At 61.9% G+C, this 20,002-nt stretch carries 15 protein-coding genes; 14 read left to right on the forward strand and 1 reads right to left on the reverse strand.

The genetic code is table 11. The annotated features are described in order from the left end of the window. The first annotated feature begins 128 nt into the window (after positions 1-128). The 5 genes from BXA00_RS03580 to BXA00_RS03600 all read left to right on the forward strand — a co-directional run bounded on the left by BXA00_RS03580 (position 129) and on the right by BXA00_RS03600 (position 7,266). Positions 129-2,255 carry a type VI secretion system Vgr family protein gene (locus BXA00_RS03580; protein WP_076516281.1) on the forward strand — a complete coding sequence of 709 codons (2,127 nt, stop codon included), beginning with the start codon at positions 129-131 and terminating at the stop codon, positions 2,253-2,255. Next, positions 2,255-3,130, forward strand: coding sequence for a DUF4123 domain-containing protein (locus BXA00_RS03585; protein WP_076516283.1), 876 nt, complete (start codon positions 2,255-2,257; stop codon positions 3,128-3,130). Before BXA00_RS03580 ends, BXA00_RS03585 begins: the two co-directional genes overlap by 1 nt. Continuing rightward, positions 3,130-5,955: a toxin VasX gene (locus tag BXA00_RS03590; protein WP_076516285.1), complete on the forward strand. Its 2,826-nt coding sequence runs from the start codon at positions 3,130-3,132 to the stop codon at positions 5,953-5,955. The genes BXA00_RS03585 and BXA00_RS03590 overlap by 1 nt, the downstream gene beginning before the upstream one ends. Beyond that, positions 5,952-6,932 (forward strand): hypothetical protein, encoded by a 981-nt coding sequence (locus tag BXA00_RS03595; protein ID WP_156902730.1) that lies wholly within the window; start codon positions 5,952-5,954, stop codon positions 6,930-6,932. Before BXA00_RS03590 ends, BXA00_RS03595 begins: the two co-directional genes overlap by 4 nt. Before the next feature lie 76 nt (positions 6,933-7,008). Continuing rightward, positions 7,009-7,266 carry a PAAR domain-containing protein gene (locus tag BXA00_RS03600; RefSeq protein ID WP_076516289.1) on the forward strand — a complete coding sequence of 86 codons (258 nt, stop codon included), beginning with the start codon at positions 7,009-7,011 and terminating at the stop codon, positions 7,264-7,266. A 51-nt stretch (positions 7,267-7,317) separates the two neighbouring features. Here BXA00_RS03600 and BXA00_RS03605 read toward each other — a convergent pair whose 3' ends face one another. Further along, positions 7,318-9,396, reverse strand: coding sequence for a TonB-dependent receptor (locus BXA00_RS03605; protein ID WP_076521774.1), 2,079 nt, complete (start codon positions 9,394-9,396; stop codon positions 7,318-7,320). Positions 9,397-9,494: 98 nt separating this feature from the next. On the opposite strand from BXA00_RS03605, the gene BXA00_RS03610 reads away from it, so the two are divergent. The 9 genes from BXA00_RS03610 (at position 9,495) to BXA00_RS03650 (ending at position 19,936) form a co-directional block, all read left to right on the forward strand. Then, a complete protein-coding gene (locus BXA00_RS03610) occupies positions 9,495-9,710 on the forward strand; it encodes a SlyX family protein (RefSeq protein ID WP_076516290.1) in 216 nt (71 codons plus the stop codon). A 486-nt stretch (positions 9,711-10,196) separates the two neighbouring features. Then, positions 10,197-10,562: a DUF4148 domain-containing protein gene (locus BXA00_RS03615; protein WP_076516292.1), complete on the forward strand. Its 366-nt coding sequence runs from the start codon at positions 10,197-10,199 to the stop codon at positions 10,560-10,562. Positions 10,563-10,702: 140 nt separating this feature from the next. Next, positions 10,703-11,083 (forward strand): hypothetical protein, encoded by a 381-nt coding sequence (locus tag BXA00_RS03620; protein ID WP_076516293.1) that lies wholly within the window; start codon positions 10,703-10,705, stop codon positions 11,081-11,083. A gap of 436 nt (positions 11,084-11,519) precedes the next feature. Further along, positions 11,520-12,038 (forward strand): Hcp family type VI secretion system effector, encoded by a 519-nt coding sequence (locus BXA00_RS03625; RefSeq protein ID WP_076515977.1) that lies wholly within the window; start codon positions 11,520-11,522, stop codon positions 12,036-12,038. 166 nt (positions 12,039-12,204) lie between these two features. After that, positions 12,205-14,328: a type VI secretion system Vgr family protein gene (locus BXA00_RS03630; RefSeq protein ID WP_076516295.1), complete on the forward strand. Its 2,124-nt coding sequence runs from the start codon at positions 12,205-12,207 to the stop codon at positions 14,326-14,328. Then, positions 14,325-15,203 carry a DUF4123 domain-containing protein gene (locus BXA00_RS03635; protein ID WP_076516296.1) on the forward strand — a complete coding sequence of 293 codons (879 nt, stop codon included), beginning with the start codon at positions 14,325-14,327 and terminating at the stop codon, positions 15,201-15,203. The genes BXA00_RS03630 and BXA00_RS03635 overlap by 4 nt, the downstream gene beginning before the upstream one ends. A gap of 13 nt (positions 15,204-15,216) precedes the next feature. Beyond that, entirely contained in the window at positions 15,217-17,790 is a 2,574-nt protein-coding gene (locus BXA00_RS03640; protein ID WP_076516298.1) for a T6SS effector BTH_I2691 family protein, read from the forward strand. Continuing rightward, positions 17,790-18,809 (forward strand): DUF6708 domain-containing protein, encoded by a 1,020-nt coding sequence (locus tag BXA00_RS03645; protein WP_076516300.1) that lies wholly within the window; start codon positions 17,790-17,792, stop codon positions 18,807-18,809. Before BXA00_RS03640 ends, BXA00_RS03645 begins: the two co-directional genes overlap by 1 nt. Positions 18,810-18,916: 107 nt before the next feature. Continuing rightward, positions 18,917-19,936 (forward strand): DUF6708 domain-containing protein, encoded by a 1,020-nt coding sequence (locus BXA00_RS03650; protein WP_076516302.1) that lies wholly within the window; start codon positions 18,917-18,919, stop codon positions 19,934-19,936. Positions 19,937-20,002 lie beyond the last annotated feature (66 nt).

Here is a 20,002-nt window from a genome sequence, read left to right on the forward strand (position 1 = left end):
GCCGGCTCCTCCTGCCTCATTGCTCAATCCGGTCCCCGGAGTCGCCGCCAGCGGTGATTCCGTCTTCTTCTTGACCATCGGCAGCCGCAACGATTGCTCGCAACGTTGCGGCTGCGCAGGATACCGAGATGACCCGTTTATCCGATCTGCGATTCACGTTCTCGCCGGCGGCCGCCGGTGTGGACTTCGACGTCATCGAGTTCACGCTGGACGAAGCCTTGTCCGAGACCTTTGTGCTGCGCGTGGCGTTGTCCAGCTTCGATGCGGCCGTGGACTTTGGCGTGCTGCTGGACCAGCCCGCGCTCTTCACGATCTGGCGCGGGGATGCGCCTGTGCGCCACGTTCACGGCATCGTCACGGGCTTTGAACAAGGCGACACGGGCTTTCGCCGCACCCGCTACCGCGCCGTGGTGGAACCCGCGCTGGCACGCGCGGGGCTGTGCTCCGACTGGCGCATCTTCCAGCAGCAATCGGTGCCGGAGATCCTTGGCCAGATCATCAAGTCCCACGGCATCACGGACTATGAACAGGTCACGACCCACGAACACCTGCCGCGCGAATACTGTGTCCAAGCCGGCGACACGGACCTGCGGTTCCTAGACCGGCTCGCGGCAGAGGAAGGATTCTTCTACCGCTTCGAACACACCGACAAGGGTCACCGACTGATCCACGGTGATCGCATCTACGTCCATGGCGCGATCGATGGCGGCCCGGTCATCTACAACCCCACGCCCGGCGGCGATCAACCTGAACCGGCCCTGCGCCGCTTCACCTATGCCGAACACGTGCGCACCGCGCGCCAGACGCAACGCGACTACACCTACACCCACCCGCAATACGACCAAGAGCATTCAGCTTTAGCGCGCGAACTGGATCACCAGGATTCCCGCTACGAACGCTACGACTACCCCGGCCGCTACAAGCGCGACGAAGCCGGCAAGCCCTTCACCCACAGCCGCCTACTCGGTCTGCGCCGAGACGCCCGCATGGCCCATGTCGAAGGCGACGACGCGCGCCTCGTGCCCGGCGTGGCGTTCGACCTGACCGGCCACCCGCGCGAAGACTGGAACCACGGCTGGCGCCCGGTGCGGATGCAACACCACGGCATCCAGCACACCAGCCAACAGGAAGACGGCGCAGACGCCGCACAAGGCACCCAATACCGCTACACCGCCGACATCGTGCCGGACAAGGTGGACTGGAAGCCGGAACCAGCCCTTAAACCCCGCATCGACGGCCCGCAGATCGCCTCGGTCGTGGGACCTGCCAACGAAGAAATCTACTGCGACGCATACGGTCGCGTGAAGGTCCAGTTCCCCTGGGACCGATTGGGCAGGAACGACGAGCACAGCTCCTGCTGGATCCGCGTCTCGCAGAACTGGGCGGGCGCGGCCTGGGGCCACATGGCCATCCCGCGCATCGGCCAGGAAGTGATCGTCGATTTCCTGGATGGCGACTGCGATCAGCCCATCATCACCGGACGCACTAATCGCGCGATCAACCTGCCGCCCTACGAATTGCCGCTGCACAAGACGCGGATGACGATCAAGAGCAAGTCGCACAAGGGCGATGGCTACAACGAGCTGCGCTTCGAGGATGAACGGGATCGGGAAGAAATCTACGTCCACGCGCAGAAGGACCAGAACATCCACGTCAACCACAACGAATCCACCTTCATCGGCAATGACCGCAGCGAACAGGTCCAGCACGACGAGACCATCGCCATCGGCCACGACCGCAAGGAAACGGTGGGCAATGACGAGCACGTCACCATCGGCAATGACAGGCGGCACAGCGTCACACAGGACGACTTTCTGGACATCGGCCGCAATCACGTCATCCGCACGGCCAAGGATCGGATCGAAGAGGTGGGGAACCATCGGATCGACAAGACGACGGCCAATCACCTGAGGGATGTCGGCGGAAATGCCGAGCTGAGCGTGCAAGGGCACCATCGGCTTTCGGCGGGGAAAAGCATCGATAGAAGAACTGCCCGCTACGAGCTCCAGACCAGCTACAGCACAGTACTCCGCGGCCCCGGCGGCACGATCACGATCGACGCGTCAGGCATCACGCTAGAGGGCATCGCCATCCACATTAAAGGCCCCATCAGCCAGGGCCGCGGCGCCGGCAATCAATTGAGCATGAAAGGGATTGCGGAGCAGGGGCGCGCCCTCAATACCCTCTGCGCAATGCGCAGCGACGGCACATGCCCCCTGCAACATTGCCCCTGCGGTCGTTCCGGAGCGATCTGATGACATTCCAGCGCACGACACCGGACGCCCTCGTGACGGACGTCCAACGACAGCCTCGTCTCTTCCTGCTATTGGACGGCGGCCTGGCACCCGGCCTGGAAGTCATGCTCAACACGCTGGATCACCGCATCTGGCATGCGTGGATCTACAGCGAGACCGAATATGCAGCCCACCATCGCGACGGACCGCTCCTGGTGCAAGCCCGTGCAGATACGCCTCTGTTGCAAGCCTTCATGCAGGCCTGGCCCTCCAGGCACCTGGGCGGACTGCTGATGTCGGACCAATCCTTTGATGTTGTATTGGTTCATCTTCGCTGCCTGCGTCATGCCCGGTTGCCCGATGGCACGCAGTCACTGCTCCGGATTCATGATCCCCGCGCATCACGCGGTGTGATACAGGGTCTGGACGGTGATGCCATCGACGCGCTGCTCGGGCCAGTCGATCGCTGGTACTGGTGCGAGTGGAACGAAGGCAAGGGAGACTGGTATCGCGCCTTTCACAGCTCGCCTGGCCATGGGCACGCGGCAGACGCCCCGTTGGCGCTGACCGCCGAACGGCTTCAGGCGCTGCATTCGCAACAGATTGCGTATCGAGACACCCGCTTCGCGCGCCGCTTGTTGGCAGGCAACATCCCTGCCCTTGAACGTGTTGACGAGCACACCATGTTGACCTACGTACGTCGGCATTCCCTCGACGCCGCCACGCGCGGATTCGAGAACGATGAAGACATGTACGGTTTTCTTGAGGTCTATTTCCGATACCACGAGCAGCTGTTCGCCGACCATAGCCCCTTGGCACGCATCATGAGCCAATCGACCGTCCCCGCCTGGCGCCGCGTGCAGCAGGCCCACGCCTTCATGAAAGGAGCCGCGTGATGACCGCCATCACCAAGACGCCTCGGGAACTTAGCGCCTGTACCGCGAGCGGGGCCGCGCAATCGGCCCACAATTGCAGCAAGGTCATTCCCTTCTTTCCGCTCAGATACGCCGTCATGCCCGCCGCGAAAGCGGGATACGCATACAGTCACGCCAACCTGGAACGTCGCTTTCCCATCCTGAAAAACAGTCAGTACGTGCTGCGCGGCCTGCGCGACGACGACGGCTATCTATACATCTACGATCCGGACAATCGGGAACAGATACTGTGCTTCGTCTATCGCAGTCCGGACGGAGGGAGCAACAACGGGCAGCGTAGGCCGTCCCGCTTTCAGCGACTTCAATTCGACGGGGAGTTTCGCGCCACGGGCTTGGTGGGGGAGTCTCTTCCCTTTCCCTACATTCCTGCCTATGACCACGCCCCGAAGACAGTCGTGATCTGGTTTGCCGACACATTACTCAGTCCGAACAAGCTTGCAGCCATCCAAGGCAACGACAAAGACACGCTTACCACGCTGGGAACGTCGATCAACCTGACGCCGTGGCTCGACGCGTTCTTCGCCGACTCGAGCCCTAAAGAGGCCCCCGGCGTCAAGCATACGCTGCGCATCGAGGACATCGCGGAACAGCAAGCCATCGGTCTCGACGGCAACATAGTTCAGTGGTCCGAGTATCCCAACGGAGCGCTTATGCCCTCCGCTGCCGACATGGCCATGGCCCAAGGGGTCGGAAGCGCACGGCTGGCGGTGGTGTTGCACGATCCGGTAGGCCTGGCCAGCGAACTGAATCACCGCATCGACGCCGTACTGCGGCAATGGAACAACTACAACGAACACGCCGCGCGTCTGCGCTGGGTCAGCGACGCGATTGAAGCGCTTGGCAATAATCTAGCCAGAGAGACGGAGCTTCAAACATTCTCGAACGACGCGATCGGCACCGCGCTGCCGCCCGGAGCAACCGGCGGCGCAGCCAACGAAGCGCGTGACTACGCCTACAAAAGAGGTCTCGCAGCCAAGCGGGAGTTATTCACGGAATCCGTTGACCAAAAGGCGCGGTCGGCGTTCCTTGAGAACGATGGATCGACCGTGGCGCACTTCCAGCAACAACTCGACATTGCGTCCGCGGACCTCGAACCGTGGGGACTCATCTACACCGGACCCGGCGCGTTGTCGGCGACGATAATCAGTCTTTACGACTGGAAGGACCCCACCAACTTCAAGGCCGGACGCGCAGCGGTGGTGCGTACGCAGTACGGGTTGACGTGCTGCGCATCAGGCACACAGGCGCTCGCACAACAACTGACGCCGAGCGGACCGCGTGACGGCACGCTGTTGGCCTATGCTCTGATGGGGCATCCCAAGATCAGCGCCTGGGCAGCAACGCGACAGATCCTTGAGACTACGACCGACCACCTGGCCAGCCAAGCGCTGAAGGATCTCAATGTCCTTGTCCAGGAGTTACAGCCCGACGCGGCATCCAGGCAGCTCTCTGCCTTGACCATGCTGGGGTTGATGAAAGGGCAGCAGCCGATGGCGGCGCAATCCCTATGGAGCAGTCGGTATGCCGCGTTGTTCGAGGCCGCCGAAGGGCGATTGGCCATTCCCGGAGAAATCGCCACGCGCGACGTGCCCGAATTGCTTCGGCAAGAGGCGAAGCTTCAAGGGACTGTCAAGTTCCGACTAAGCGCACTCGCTCGAGGCGCGAAAGATCACATCACTGTGATTCGCCTTGCGACTGTCCTGGATGAAGCAGGGCTTTCCCGCGTCGGAGAACTTACGCCCGGCCTGACGCCAAAACTGTCTATGTGGCACGGAACGAAATTGGGACTGGGCGGGCTTAGCGTGCTTGCCTCAATTACGAACACCGCTACTGCGCTGAATCAGTTCACGGCGGCCGATCAGTCGGCCCTGGTCAATTCTCTGAATGTCACGGGAAATCTATTAGGCATGGGGGGCGCTGGAAAAGCGTTGACGGCAGCCGTGCTGAATCGGCAGCGGGATATGGCTATGTTGCGAGGCAAGAAATCAGAAGCTGAGGTGCTGAAGACGTTGGCCAACAAGGCAGATCGGTGGGCTATCAGTTTGACCGCGGCCGCAGCGTTGGCTACGGCATTAAAGGACTCCATAGCGCTGCGTCAACAAGGACAGCAGCAGCGCACGGTCGCCGCCATTGGTGTAGCGATTCAGATCGCGTCCGGAGGCGTAGGTGTTGCTCACGTCTTCGCAAAGATATGGGCAGAAAGACTAACGCAAGGGGGAGCCACTGTCGCCATACAAGCTACTGGAAGAGCGGTACTGCTCAGCACGATGGGACGGGCGGCGATATGGTTTGCCGACGCACCGGTAGCCTTGATCATTACGGCGCTACAACTGGCCTACACATGGAATCAGTCCCGTGTCGAAAGGGCCAAAGTAACCGACTGGATCAAGCAGGGATGTCTGGGACTTGATTCCACCTTTGATGGCGCGACGGAGCAGAAAGCCTACTACCAGCTTTTCCTGACGCCCAAGATCGACGCCAGCTATCGATTCGGCAACATTGTGCTCGACGGAATAGCGCCACGATTTGGACCGTCGCGCCCACAGCGCGAAGTCGTGGTCCTGTTGCCGGGGTGGAGGCCACAAGTCAGCGCGTACACAGTTTCGCAGCATGTGGTGTTCGGACTAATGACAGAAAGCGTCATTGATGATCCAGCCAAGGTGGAGGTCAAGAGCGGAAACGGCTACCTGCGATTGGACGCACACAACCTGACGGGCAATACCGCGGTGCGCTACTGGCCTAACGGCTTTACGCAACCGGATCTGATACTGGAGATGATCAATTGACACCTTCGCCGGAACCCGTCCTCACCTTTGAAGCGATGCTTGACAATCTCAAGCGGGCCCCCAACTGGCAGCACCTTCCTGATATTCGCGTGGCGATGTGGCCAAGTCAGGTTAGCTTTGGAGACGATTTGTCCGACGCAACGCTGTTCAACGATCGCTATATGGAAAGCCGGGCTTTTGTCGGAAAGATGGCCTTCGCACTTTATTTGACTTGCGGCGCGTTTCTTGCGACAGCGATCTTCTCAGTCATCGCGATTACGTGCGACATGCTAACGAACAGGGATTGGCGAGAAATAGTATCCCTCAACTGGATGCTGACCTTGTTCTCAATCCTCATGTTCTTTCTTGCCTATGGATTGTTCAAGCTTGAACCCATTTGCGTTCGGTTCAATCGGCAAGCGCAACTCGTTCATATTTATCAGCGGCCTGGCGAAGCAATGACGTCGCTTTGGCGGGAGGTCCATCCCTTCACCAAGTTCAGCCCCTCAGGAGAAGGGCAGCTCTCACTCAAACTGATATTCCGAACAAGCCCGACGGACTTGGCGATGGCTCCCGGCGCCTTCGACTTGGGCGATGAATCGGCCCTCGTGGACAACCTTACCCGCCTGGAATTCCTGCGCCGCTACATGGCCGAAGGTCTCTCCGCCATTCAACCCGATCCCCAGCGCACCGCCAACCCACCCAGCGGATTCACAAGATCCGTCACCTTCAAGGACGACGGCCTGATCAACTTTCTACTCGCGAAACTGGTCGTCCTTCCCGCCTACTACCTGGCCGGTGGCCCGTTGATCGACCGCTACCTGCTGCGACGCGCGGCGAATCTCCAATGGCCCGCCGAGGTCGAGCAGCTCTGTTCCCCGGGCGCGGATCTCAGCGGCTATGACACGACGCCAGTTCAAGCGCACCCGGACATCTTTTACCGCTTCAACGGCCGAGGTTTTGACCTCGTCGATATCCATGGGAATGTGCTCGGCTGAACCACAAGGCAAACAGCCCCACCCTTTCCTATGCCCCCGCGTTTCCTTTCCCCCCATCCCTACAGGAGCCTCCCCCATGCAACCCGTCGTCCTGGTCGGCCATCGTCACACCTGTCCCACCCACGGCCCCGGCACCGTGATCACCGGCGCCGAACATGCCCACGTCAACGGCCGCCCCATTGCGCGCGTCGGCGACCAGATCAGTTGCGGCGCGGTGATCGTCACCGGGTCGTCGACGGCCACGCTGGAAGGCCGGGCCGTGGCGCGGCAGGGTGATACCACCAGCCACGGTGGCGTGTTGATCGAAGGAGAAGCGGGTTGGCTGGTGGATTGAGCGTGCAGCGCCGATGACGCGTCAAACCGCCGCGCAACGCGCTCCCCCGCGTCAGAACCGATACGTCGCCCCCACCCCCACCCCCGCATTGCGCCCCGGCGCCGGTTCGTAATAGCGGCCGTTGGCTTCATTGACGATGACGGAGCCGGCATAGTCGCGGTCGAAAAGGTTGTCGACGCGGGCATAGGCGTTGAGCGTCCACGGGCCGATGCGCTTGGCGTAGCCGACGCTGGCCGCCGCCACGAAGTAGCCGGGCGCGTCCGCGTCGTTGGCGTCGTTGACGTAGATCTTGCTCAGGTAACGGCCTTCGACCGAGGCCTGCCAGCCCTCGGGTGGAGCCCAGGCGAGCGACGCGTAGGCGGCCTGGCGGGCGATACCGGGGATCTTGTTGCCGGCGCGGATGTCGCCGCCGCTGTCATCGGCGTAGCGCGCGTTGAGCAGGGTATAGGCGATCTGCGTGCGCCAATGCCGTCCGAACTCGCCGGACCAGCTCAGTTCCAAGCCGTCGCGGCGGGTGCGGCCGGCGTTCTGGTAGCTGGTGCGTCCGCCGAAGCTGCCGGCGGACACGATCTCGTCGTCGGTGCGGGTGTGGAACACCGCGGCCGTCAGCAGGCCGCCCGCCGTGCGCGCCTTGATGCCGGCCTCCAGGTTGGTGCTCACGGCGGGCATCAGGCCGAAGTTCAGCCCCGGGTCGCCGCCGGGCCGGTAGGAGATCTCGTTCAGGGTGGGCGTTTCGAAGCCGCGGCCATACGATGTGTAGACGCTGACGTCGTCGTTGACGGCGTAGCGCAGCGCGGCGACGGGCAGCGCCTTGCGGTAACGCGCGCTGCCGCTGTCGTCGGCGTTGCCGGCGGCGATGTAGTGGTCGTCGGAGTCGAAGCGGACCGTGCTGTAGCGCAGGCCGGCATCCAGCGTCCAGCGCTCGGCAAAGTTCCAGGAGGCCTGGGCGTAGGGATCGGCGTTGTAGACGCGATTGGTCTCGTCACGGCGCAGCATGCCTCGCACGCCCAGTTGCTGGCCAGGCCCCGAGCCGATGAAGTTCTGATAGCCCTTGCGGTCTTCGCGCATCGCGTCGTAGGAGAAGCCGCCGATCAGGGTCAGCGGACGGCCGGCCAGGTCCAGTTCGGAGGTCCAGCGCACGTCCGCCCCGCCGTACTGGCGTTTCAGGTCGATGACACCGCCGGCCTGCGTGGGCGGGCGCTGCACGGCGGGCGGGATCGACTGGTATTGCGCCGTGTCGCGCTGGCCGTAATAAAGCATCACGCGCAGCGCGTTGCGGCCATCCACCTGGTGGTCGAAGATCAGGCCGCCCTGCGTCTGCTTGACGGTCTTGCGCGTGTTGTACTGCTCGGCGATGGGCGCGCTGCGCGGGTCGTCCTGGAATTGCTGGTAGGTCAGGCCAAGCGGATCCTGCGCCGTCAGGTCGACGCTGTTGACGATGAGGGTCAGGCGGCTGTCGTCGTTGAGCTGCAGCCCCAGCTTTGCGTTGCCCAGGTTCTTGCGGGCGGCGCTGTGGTCGCGGTAGCCCTCGGTGGTGAAGCGCGAAAGGTCCAGGACGTAATCCAGTTGACCGGCGCCCGTGCCCGCAACGCCGCTCGCCAGGGCGCCATAGCGCCACGTGCCGTAGCTGCCGCCCCAGCCGCTGGCCGTGAGTTCGGGCGGATCGGCGCCGTCCTGCGTGAAGACCTGGATGACGCCGCCTGACGAATTGCCATACAGCGCCGAAAACGGCCCGCGCAAGACCTCGACACGGTCGATGGAGCCAATGTCGATGTTGGACGTCTGGCCCTGTCCGTCCGGCATCGTCGCGGGAATGCCGTCCACATACAGGCGCACGCCGCGCACGCCGAAGGTGGATCGCGCGCCGAAGCCGCGGCTGGAGATCTGCAGGTCCTGCGCGTAGTTCTGGCGATTCTGGATCTGCAGGCCCGGCACGCCCGCCAAGCCTTCCGACAGGTTGATGCCCGGCTGCTGCCAGCGCATGGCGCGGCCTTGGACAATGTCCACCGAGGCCGGCGTGTCCAGTACGGCCGTGCCCAGCCGCGTGCCGGTGACGACGACCGGGGTGAGCGTCTGCGCCTGCGATTGCGCTTGCGCGAAAGCGGGTGCGGCCGGCGCCAGCGCCAGGATCGTGCTGGCCGTCCACCGCCAAGGTCCACCGTCCCGCCATTGCCGCTGCGCCAAACTTCTCTCCTGTGCTGGAGCGGGAATAGGTTCTAATACCCGCCATGGAAAATTCGCAAGACATCGAACGCCGGCTGCTGGACCTGGAGGTCAAGGCGAGCTTCGCGGACGATCTGCTGGAACAGTTGAACCAGATCGTCGTCCGCCAGCAACAGCAGATCGAACGGCTCATGCGCGAGGTCGCCGACCTGCGCCAGCAGGCGCCCGAGGGCGCCGCCCCCTTCCGCAGCCTGCGCGACGAACTGCCGCCGCACTACTGAGCTGAGCGGCATACCGGGTGGCGCGATAGCGTCGCCGTGCCGCCGCCAGGGTGCCCGCCGCCCGCCACGCGCCTGCCATCGGCGCCGCGCGTCCTCAGCGTACTTCGTGCCCGCCCCTGCCGCAGGGGCCGGCGCCGCACGGCTTGACGTAGCGAGGGCTGTCGAACGCTGGGCGCAAATCAGTCCCGCCTTGCACTGCACGGCACCCATCCCTTTCACGCAGTCTGTGCCGCCACGATGCCAGATCGTCGCATGCTTGGCCGCGGACGGGAAAATCGGTGACCGCGCGATGGGGGAGATTTCCATAAGTGGTGAATTAAGTGGCCTCGTGCCACCATTTTTCCATTTATGGAAATTTCTTTTACGCATACCCGGGTTAATACCTACGTCAAATCGGCGCAAGATGCAGGCATCGGGACACAGCAACGAACCACGACGGAAAGGCCGCCGGATTCGCTCCCAGGCTCTAGAAATCGGAGGTTTACCATGAAGACCCTTGCTACCGCTTTGATGTTCTCCCTGGCCGCGCTGAGCGCCGGCGCCCAGGCCTCGTCCAACGTCGAGCCCAACAACGTGCCCTTCCAGGGCGTCTACGGGACCCCGTACGAAGGCCCCACCCGCGCCCAGGTGCAAGCCGAATTGGCCGCCGCGAAGGCCGCCGCCCAGGCCGCGGGCGTGGACACCAGCGTCGAGCCGAACGACGTGCCTTTCCAGGGGGTTTATGGCACGCCGCACACCGGCAAGACCCGCGCCGAGGTCAAGGCCGAACTGGCCGCCGCAAAGGCCGCCGGCCAGGTGTCGAACGTCGAACCCAATGACATGCCGTTCGCCGGCGTCTATCACGGCAACTGAGCCGCACGCAGATTTACCCTCCCCTTGTTGACCCTTGGGCCGCCCGGTTGGGCGGCCTTCTTTTGTCGTACTATCGGCTCAGATTCACGGCGCAGACTTGCTTACCGCCACATTGGCTGTTCACAACAGGGAGCCCCATCTTGAAATATCCCCGCGTTCTTGTCGCGTTGCTTCTGTCCGGCGGCATGGCGTCGGCGGCATTTGCCGCCCCGCCCGTCATGCTCAACGACGCCCTCATCACGCAGATATCCAAGGCCGACCGCGCTTCCTTCCACGAAGCCGTGGCGCAGGCGCTGAACAGCTCGGCGGACGGCCAAAGCACCGAATGGACCAGCACCACCCAGCGCAAGCGGGCGGCGCCGATCACCGTGCAGTTGACGCCCAAACAGACCACCAAAACCGGAAACGACCGCGTCTGCCGCTTCCTGGTCGGCAATTTTGCGCGGACGACCACCACGGAAACGTGGCAGTTCTGGTTCTGCAAGCAGCCCGACGGCACCTGGAAAGCCAGCGCCAACTGACACCTTCCCCGCAAGACACTGCGCGCCGCCGCCATGAGGCTCGGCGCGCGTTCCGCGCTGATGACGATTCCTGCGGCCACGTCCAGGATCACCTGCCACCGGCCTGCCGCCACCTCGCAAACCTGGCCCGAAGCGGCGGACCGGGCCAGATTTGACCCGACCGGGCCAAAAATGGCCCGCTCAGAGTGCTTAGTTATCAAAGACTTAGTCCGAAGCGAGTCAAATTTGGCCCGATTTCTCGGTCAAACCCCGGGTTTGCGTGACGCTGCCCCTGCGGCCTGTCTTATGGCATCCCGCCAAATTCCTCGTAGCCCATTGATTCTTCAAATGTTTCTCCCGCGCTGACCCACCTGGCACGGATTTCGCATATGTCGCCACATCCCACCTTCGGGATGCTTCGGCCCCACCGGGCCTCACGACGACAAGGAATCCGTCAATGCCTACTCCCGCCTACATCAGCATCACCGGCAAAACCCAGGGCAACATCACCCAGGGCGCCTTCACCGCCGACTCCGTCGGCAACGTCTACGTGGAAGGCCACGAAGACCAGATCCTGGTCCAGGAAATCGAGCACCGCGTCAACACCCCCACCGACCCGCAAAGCGGCCAGCCTTCGGGCCAGCGCGTGCACAAGCCGTTCATCTTCACCAGCGCGCTGAACAAGGCCACGCCGCTCATGTACCAGGCCCTGGCCGCCGGCGAAATGCTGCCCAAGGTCGAAGTGAAGTGGTACCGCACCTCCATCGACGGCAAGCAGGAACACTTCTTCACCACCGAACTGGAAGACGCCACGATCGTGGACATCACCAGCGTCCTGCCGCACGCGCAGGACCCGGGCAACGCCGACTACACGCAACTGATCAAGGTGGCCATGGCGTATCGCAAGATCACCTGGACCCACGCGATCGCGGGCACGGAAGCCTCGGACGACTGGCGCAAGCCGCTGGAGAGCTGAGCGGGATGAGCCAGATGAGCCGGCCCGATTCGTCGCGCGCCGGCTCCTCCTGCCTCATTGCTCAATCCGGTCCCCGGAGTCGCCGCCAGCGGTGATTCCGTCTTCTTCTTGACCATCGGCAGCCGCAAGGATTGCTCGCAACGTTGCGGCTGCGCAGGATACCGAGATGACCCGTTTATCCGATCTGCGATTCACGTTTTCTCCGTCCGCCGCCGGCGTGGAATTCGACGTCATCGAGTTCACGCTGGATGAAGCGCTGTCCGAGACCTTTCTTTTGCGCGTGGCGTTGTCCAGCTTCGATGCGGCCGTGGACTTTGGCGCGCTGCTGGACCAACCCGCGTTGTTCACGATCTGGCGCGGTGATGTGCCTGTGCGCCACGTACACGGCATCGTCACCAGCTTTGAACAGGGCGACACCGGTTTCCGGCGCACCCGCTACCGCGCCGTGGTGGAACCGGCGCTGGCGCGCGCGTCGCTGTGCTCCGACTGGCGCATCTTCCAGCAGCAATCGGTGCCGGAAATCCTGGATCAGGTCATCAAGTCCCACGGCATCACGGACTATGAACAGGTCACCACCCACGAACACCTGCCGCGCGAGTATTGCGTGCAGGCGGGCGACACGGACCTGCGGTTCCTCGACCGGCTCGCGGCCGAAGAGGGCTTCTTCTACCGTTTTGCTCACACCGACAAGGGCCACCGCCTGATCCACGGTGATCGCATCTACGTCCATGGCGCGATCGATGGCGGCCCGGTCACCTACAACCCAACACCCGGCGGCGATCAGCCCGAACCGGCACTGCGCCGCTTCACGTATGCCGAACACGTGCGCACCGCGCGCCAGACGCAACGCGACTACACCTACACCCATCCGCAGTACGACCAGGAGCATTCAGCGTTAGCGCGCGAACTGGACCACCAGGACGCCCGCTACGAACGCTACGACTACCCCGGCCGCTACAAACGCGACGAAGCCGGCAAACCCTTCACCCACAGCCGCCTCCTCGGCCTGCGGCGCGACGCCCGCATGGCCCGCGTCGAAGGCGACGACGCAAGGCTCATTCCCGGCGTGGCGTTCGACCTGACCGGCCACCCGCGCGAAGACTGGAACCACGGCTGGCGCCCCGTGCGCATGCAGCACCACGGCATCCAGCACACCAGCCAGCAGGAAGAAGGCGCCGACACCGCGCAAGGCACCCAATACCGCTACACCGCCGACATCGTGCCGGACAAGGTGGACTGGAAGCCGGAACCAGCCCTTAAACCCCGCATCGACGGCCCGCAGATCGCCTCGGTCGTGGGACCTGCCAACGAAGAAATCTACTGCGACGCATACGGTCGCGTGAAGGTCCAGTTCCCCTGGGACCGATTGGGCAGGAACGACGAGCACAGCTCCTGCTGGATCCGCGTCTCGCAGAACTGGGCGGGCGCGGCCTGGGGCCACATGGCCATCCCGCGCATCGGCCAGGAAGTGATCGTCGATTTCCTGGATGGCGACTGCGATCAGCCCATCATCACCGGACGCACTAATCGCGCGATCAACCTGCCGCCCTACGAATTGCCGCTGCACAAGACGCGGATGACGATCAAGAGCAAGTCGCACAAGGGCGATGGCTACAACGAGCTGCGCTTCGAGGATGAACGGGATCGGGAAGAAATCTACGTCCACGCGCAGAAGGACCAGAACATCCACGTCAACCACAACGAATCCACCTTCATCGGCAATGACCGCAGCGAACAGGTCGAACGCGATGAACGCGTCGTCATCGGACATGACCGAGCGAAGACGATAGGCAATGACGAACAGGTCATTGTCGGGCAGGACCGCCGGCAGGACATCGGCCGCGACGACCTCCTCAGCATCGGACGCAACCATGGCATCACCATCGCCAAAGACCGTATCGAGGCCGTGGGCAACAACCGCCAGGACCGGACCACCGCCAACCATCATGTGGAGATCGGCGGGCACCTTCAACAGAAGGTTCAGGGCCATGCCGACATTCAGGTCGGCCAGCGCATCACGCATCGCACCCAGGACTACGAAATTCTCGCCGCAAACAGTCTGACCATCAGGGCGCCGGGCGGAACGCTGCGCATCGACGGGACAGGCATCACGCTCGATGGCATCGCCATACAGATGAAGGGCCCGCTGGCGACCGCTGCGCAAGGCAACGCCAATTCCATTTCCCACAGCGGCGTCCCGGACTTGGGCGAACCCGTCTGCCTGGGCTGCCTGCTCAAGGCGATAGCCGAAGGCCGTAGTCTCATCCGACTGGAAGGAGCGCACGCATGATCACTGCGTTTGCACAAGAGCTGATCGATGCGTTGCGCAAGTCGTCGTCCCATCGCCTGACCGCCATCGTGGAGATGGCGCGGATGCCAGCGCCGGCGCGCCAGCCCTTTTTGGACAGACATGCGCCGAACGCGTGGCCGCTGCTGAATCAACCGCGCTTTTCCAATCTTCGCGACGTGGGTCCGTGGCTGGTTGCAGCCGCGCCGGGTTCCGACCTCCAGGGGCAATACGACTTTCATCGCGCCTTGACCGATGCGACCAGCGATGCGCTCTGCGGCTGGCTGATCAGCGCCTTGCCGCCCTCGGCGCTTGCCGGGCATCTTGCTCAAGCGACGACCGCCCAAGCCCCCGACGGCCACGCTTACATGCTGCGCTTTCATACCGAGCTGGCGTTTCCCATCCTTCATGCGCGGCGCGACCTGCCGGGTATCGGCCAGTTGCTTGCGCCAATCCAATCCTGGTGGGTCATCGAACCGCATCCCGAGCGCAAAGCCTGGCGGCATTACGCGGGTTACGACCAGCCCCAGCTTGCCGGCATTCCGCTCATTCAGCTTGACCAGGCGTGTTGGGACGCGTTGGCCGGCGACCCGCTCAGTTATAGCCTCGCGGAACAGCTCCGTGAACCGCTTGCCGCTTCCGGATTCGCGGAGAACTGCCATGGAACACGGCTTGGCCTGGTCGGCAAGCTTTTGCGCGAGGCCCGCGCAGAAGGATTGCGGCGTCCGGGCGACCTGGCCGACTACGTCACCCTGCTTGCCCTGCACGGACCGACGCTGCGCGGCATGGACGCATGGCAGGCAGCGCTGACGGAAGCGTGCAACGACGGTCTCCCCCTCGCTCAAGCGCTGAAATCGCGCGCGTTCCCAAACCTGTAAAGGAAGAGTCGATATGTACGGCTGGAAAGACACTTTCGATCGATGCGCGGACAACCGTTCGATGCTCGATGCCCTGCTTCAGCCGGGCGCCGAAGTGACCTGCACGCGCACTTTTTCTGTCTTGCCCCTGCGGTTCGGGGCCGTCGGCGGCACCGCCGCCCAGCGCAGCCTGCTGCCGCCGCTGCCCAAGCATCTGCGCAAACCCCATCAGGCCTGCGATCTCCAGGAATCGGGCTATGCGCTACGCACCCTGCGCGCCGGCTTTCTGTATGTGCTGATCAAACGCAAAAGCGTCGGCGTGTATGCCTGGCACAGTCAGTACCGCATCACGGAAATCGGCACGCTCAATTACATCGACGCGGACAGTCCTTGGGCAGCGCCCGCGCCGCTCGGCGTGGATAGCAGCGGCATCCACGGACTGACCTGGATGTTCAAGGTCAACGATCTGGATGATATCGACGACTTGCGCCTGCTCTATAGTCCCGCGCCCGTGACCCAGGGGGTGCTGCGCAGCTATCGCATCCTGGCGTTGTACCGCGACACGCTGGCCTCGATTGACGTGGCCAAACTCGCCTCGGCCGAACCGCCCGAAATGGGCAACGTGCTGACTCCCCGCCAGCTTGACGCCGTAGCGGACTTTGCCGCAAACAACCGGCCCGAACTTCGGGATCTGCTCAAGACGCAGGCATTCCCTTTCTTTCCCCCGCCCTACCTGGCCGCCCGCGCCGAAATGTTCCCCGCCGGCAGCCGCAAGGAATACCGTGGCGCGGCGATTGTCGTCGACGATGCGCTCGGCATCACCCAAGAGCTCAATGCCTGGCGCAACGCAAGCACCGAGCCCCTGGAAGCCTTCATGAAGGCCGAAGATGGCGAGAAACTGACCAACCATCGCAAGTTCACCATCGCCTTCGCCATCGAAAACATCAAGAAGACGTTGGCAGACGCGGCGGAGCGCGACTATTACAAGGAAACGCAGAACACAGGCGTGCGCTATACCGACCGCGAATACGAAATGAGCAATCGCCATGCCGTTGTTCAATCGGCGGGCAACTATACGAACTATCGCAATCCCCAACATCAGCGAGAGGTGCAAGAACGCATCGCCGGCCAGCGGCGCCGGGAAAGCTGGGATAAGTACGCACCGTACATCGACGAAGCCATGCGCCAGGCGTTCCTGGCGGAATATCACCGCATGGTCGATGAGACGGACAAGGCGAAGGACGCCCGGGCCGCGGACCATCTGCAGTGGCTGCAGAGCGAGCAATTCCTCAACGCGCTCGACGCATTCGACCGCAACGATACCGAGCAGGGATTGCTGTTCGAGGACCAGATGGGCAAGGCCATCGTCGGCATGAACGCGACCGCCGTTGGCGAGGCGCTGCTCGAGCGCTGGCGCGAGGCGGGAATTTCCCGGGAAAACCTGTTCTGGCGGTCGCTTGCGCAGAACCAGGAATCCGCCGAGGACGAGATCGATCGGCTGTTCGCCGAGCGCGGCATGCTAGCGCAGCTCGATGCGCTAGCGCTCCAGGACCGGATCAAGAAGCTGGCCGACATCTTCGACAAGGCCCATGCATTGGTCGATGGATTGGCGCAAAGCGCGACTGCGGGGCCGCCCGCCAGCTACCTCGTCGGATCGGCCCTGGTGGTCAATACGCTGGGCAATACGCTATTCCGGAGCAAGCTCGCCACCGCTGTCGACAAACCGTCCAATTGGTTGTTGGCCAACGTCCTGCACGCGCGCCTGGGGCGCTATGCCCAGCATTTCCGTTTGGAAACGCGGGGCGGCAAGGCGTTGGGCCAGGGCACCGTGAGGCGCATGGATCGCTCCGCTGCGAGCAGCTTCGACGATGCGCTGCGTGCTGGCCCAACGGGGCCCATGGCCGAAGTGCGGGTGGGGGGATTGCTGGTGGTGTTGGAGCTGTGGAACCTGACCAATCGCCTCAATGCGGTCGACAAGCGAAGCCGGGAATACGCGGAAATCGCTGCGGCGATGGTGGGGCTGACAGCAGCAGGCCTGGAGATGGGCGCGGCGGCGGTGGGGCTTGCGGAACGTAGCAGCAATGCAGCAGTTCAGCAGGGAGCGAAGGTGTTCAGGAGTGGGTTGAGGCTCACGGGAGGGATATTGGCGGGTGGGGCTGCGGGGGTGGGGGCTTGGTATGACGTTCAAGACGGCTTTGCCGGATTTGCAGTGAAAAAATACTCTCTTGGATTCTTCTATTTAATCCGAAGCTCGGTTCAACTAGGCGCGGCTAGTCTTTCTGTTTCAACAGCTCTTGCGTCCGCTGGCCCGTATCTTGAATACCTAACCAAGAAACACGGCATCAGTTCATTTTTTGGGCGAGCGCTATCGCGTTCAGTGCAAGTATCGTCAGCATTGGCACTTCGCCTCACCCTGATGCTACGGGTCTTCTTCGGTTTGAATATTGTCATTCTCGCGTTGACGGTTATCGAGATATTTTTCATGCCCGACGCGCTAGAACGCTATCTAGATCACTGCAGCTTTCGCAAAGACCGAAGTAATGGCATAACCGACACCGAGGAAGATGAAGTGGAGATCATGCAACGCGCCATTGGGATCACACTCTGATGTATCTGTACGAATGGGGATTCCAATGGTCGAAGCGTCAGATGTCCCATGAAGAAAGCCTCGAAGCCTCGAGAAAACAACGGCTTATGCCCGGACAATCCGAACTCAATGCTCCTGTCAATGTTGGCGAGTCGGTATCCAACTATACCTACGACAACGAATCAATTTATAAATACACTGACCGATATATTGATCTGCGCACGCCCCATGATGAAAAGCGGGGTTTGATAACAATATTTGGCGGCGGAATCGGCGTCATACTGATTTATATGTTCGTTGGCTTGCTCATGATTGCCTATGATTTTTCGACAAAGGGGCACGCAAGAAACGGGGAAGCAGTCGGAGCGTATGACTTTGCAATGCTGGGACTGGCCGCCTTGATTCCTGTTGCGGCAAGCTATTTCTACTTCAAATACTGTTTTCGTTATTTGCGTTTGGAGGCTTTCACCGCGCGCCGTCTTATCGTTCGATTCAACCGCGTTACGCGTAAGGTCTATCTGCTCCGTCCCAAGCATCTAGGGGGGATTCAGATCCTCGACTGGGATAAGACCCAGATCGTCTTGGACAAGAACATGTCGGAACTGGAAGGCACCGGCGGGTTTCTGATACTTGGGTGGGATAAGGGAGACGGTGTGGACCTGGATGGTAAGCCGGTCGACGACATGGAATTGACCTTCGTCGGCAAGCCCACCCGCAACGCCAGCGAATTGCTGGCCTTCTGGGAATACATCCGCCGCTACATGGAAGAAGGGCCCGACGCCGCTCCCGCGCCCAAGAAACTCATCGATAAATTTCCCTGGCCCTGGCTGTCGCTCAAGGCCGCGTGGCGCCTGGATGCGCAGTTCCTGCGTCATAGCGCATTGTGGGTGTTCGTGCTGCTCAATATCCTGATGCTGCCGGCGATTCTGATCCACGCCATTGGCCACTGGCTGTCCCTGCTGCTTTGCTATGAGCCCAAGTTCCCACGGGTCATTGAGGAGGCCACCACAGATTCTGCCGCTTTCCCTTCGCACCGCTAAGTGGTTTGGATGCGCGAAGGCTACCTCAAGGATCGCAGCACCGGGGTAATTGATTCCGAAAGGAAGGAAGTTGAAATCACGCAACGCGCAGTCGGGAGCGAACTCTGATGTACTTGATTGAATGGGCGTTCCAGTTGTCGAAACAACAGATGTCCTACGAGGAGTGCCGAGAAGACGTCGAGAAACGCGCGCGCAAACCGGGGCAGCCTGAACTGAATGCCCCCTACGGTATTGGCGAGTCAGTTTCAGAATCTGTCTACCACAATGAATCGATTTATGCCCACAACGATGCCTTCATTGATGTCAGAACTTTCAATGATGAAAAGCGAGGGGTGATAACAATTTTCTTGGGTTGGATTGGGATTTTCCTCTTCTATGCGTTAGCCGAACTAGGAAACATTTCTGCCAGAAGAGTTATTACCGGCCAAGGTCCCGACGGCCAACCGGTCTTGTCATCCGACTACTTCTTCCTGATATTTATGCCATTGCTCTGCGTAGGGGCAATCTACATATACTTCAAGTACGCATTCCCATATCTGCGCTTAGAAAGTTTTACCGCCCGTCGCCTGATCGTGCGATTCAACAGAGTCACCCGCAAAGTCTATCTGTTACGCCCCGATGATCTGGGCGGCATTCGGATATTGAAATGGGAAAAGGCGCAGCCCGTCATCGATAAGAACATGACTGAACTGGACGGTACAGGCGGCTTTATCCTGTTGGCCTGGGATAGGGGCGACGGCGTGGATCTTGAGGGCAATCCCACCGACAACATCGAGCTCGCCTTCGTCGGCAAGCCCACCCGCAACGCCAGCGAACTGCTGGCCTTCTGGGAATACATCCGCCGCTACATGGAAGAAGGGCCCGAGGCCGCTCCGGCACCCAAGAAACTCATCAACAAATTCCCCTGGCCCTGGCTCTCATTCAAGGTCGCCTGGCGCCTGGACACCCAGTTTCTGCGCCACAGCGCGTTGTGGGTATTCGTGCTGCTCAACATCCTGATACTCCCGGCCATTCTGATCCACGCGACCGGCCACTGGCTGTCATTGCTGCTCTGCTATGAGCCCAAATTCCCTCGGGCCATTGAGGAAGCGGGCGCACCAGACAAAAAGCGAGCTGCCCCGCGCTAACGGAGGCAGCTCGCTTTCTTCTTTACCGGAACATACCGCGCAGGCCGCGCGGCGCCGGGACGGGCA

The organism is Achromobacter sp. MFA1 R4 (assembly GCF_900156745.1).
Lineage (GTDB): Bacteria > Pseudomonadota > Gammaproteobacteria > Burkholderiales > Burkholderiaceae_B > Achromobacter.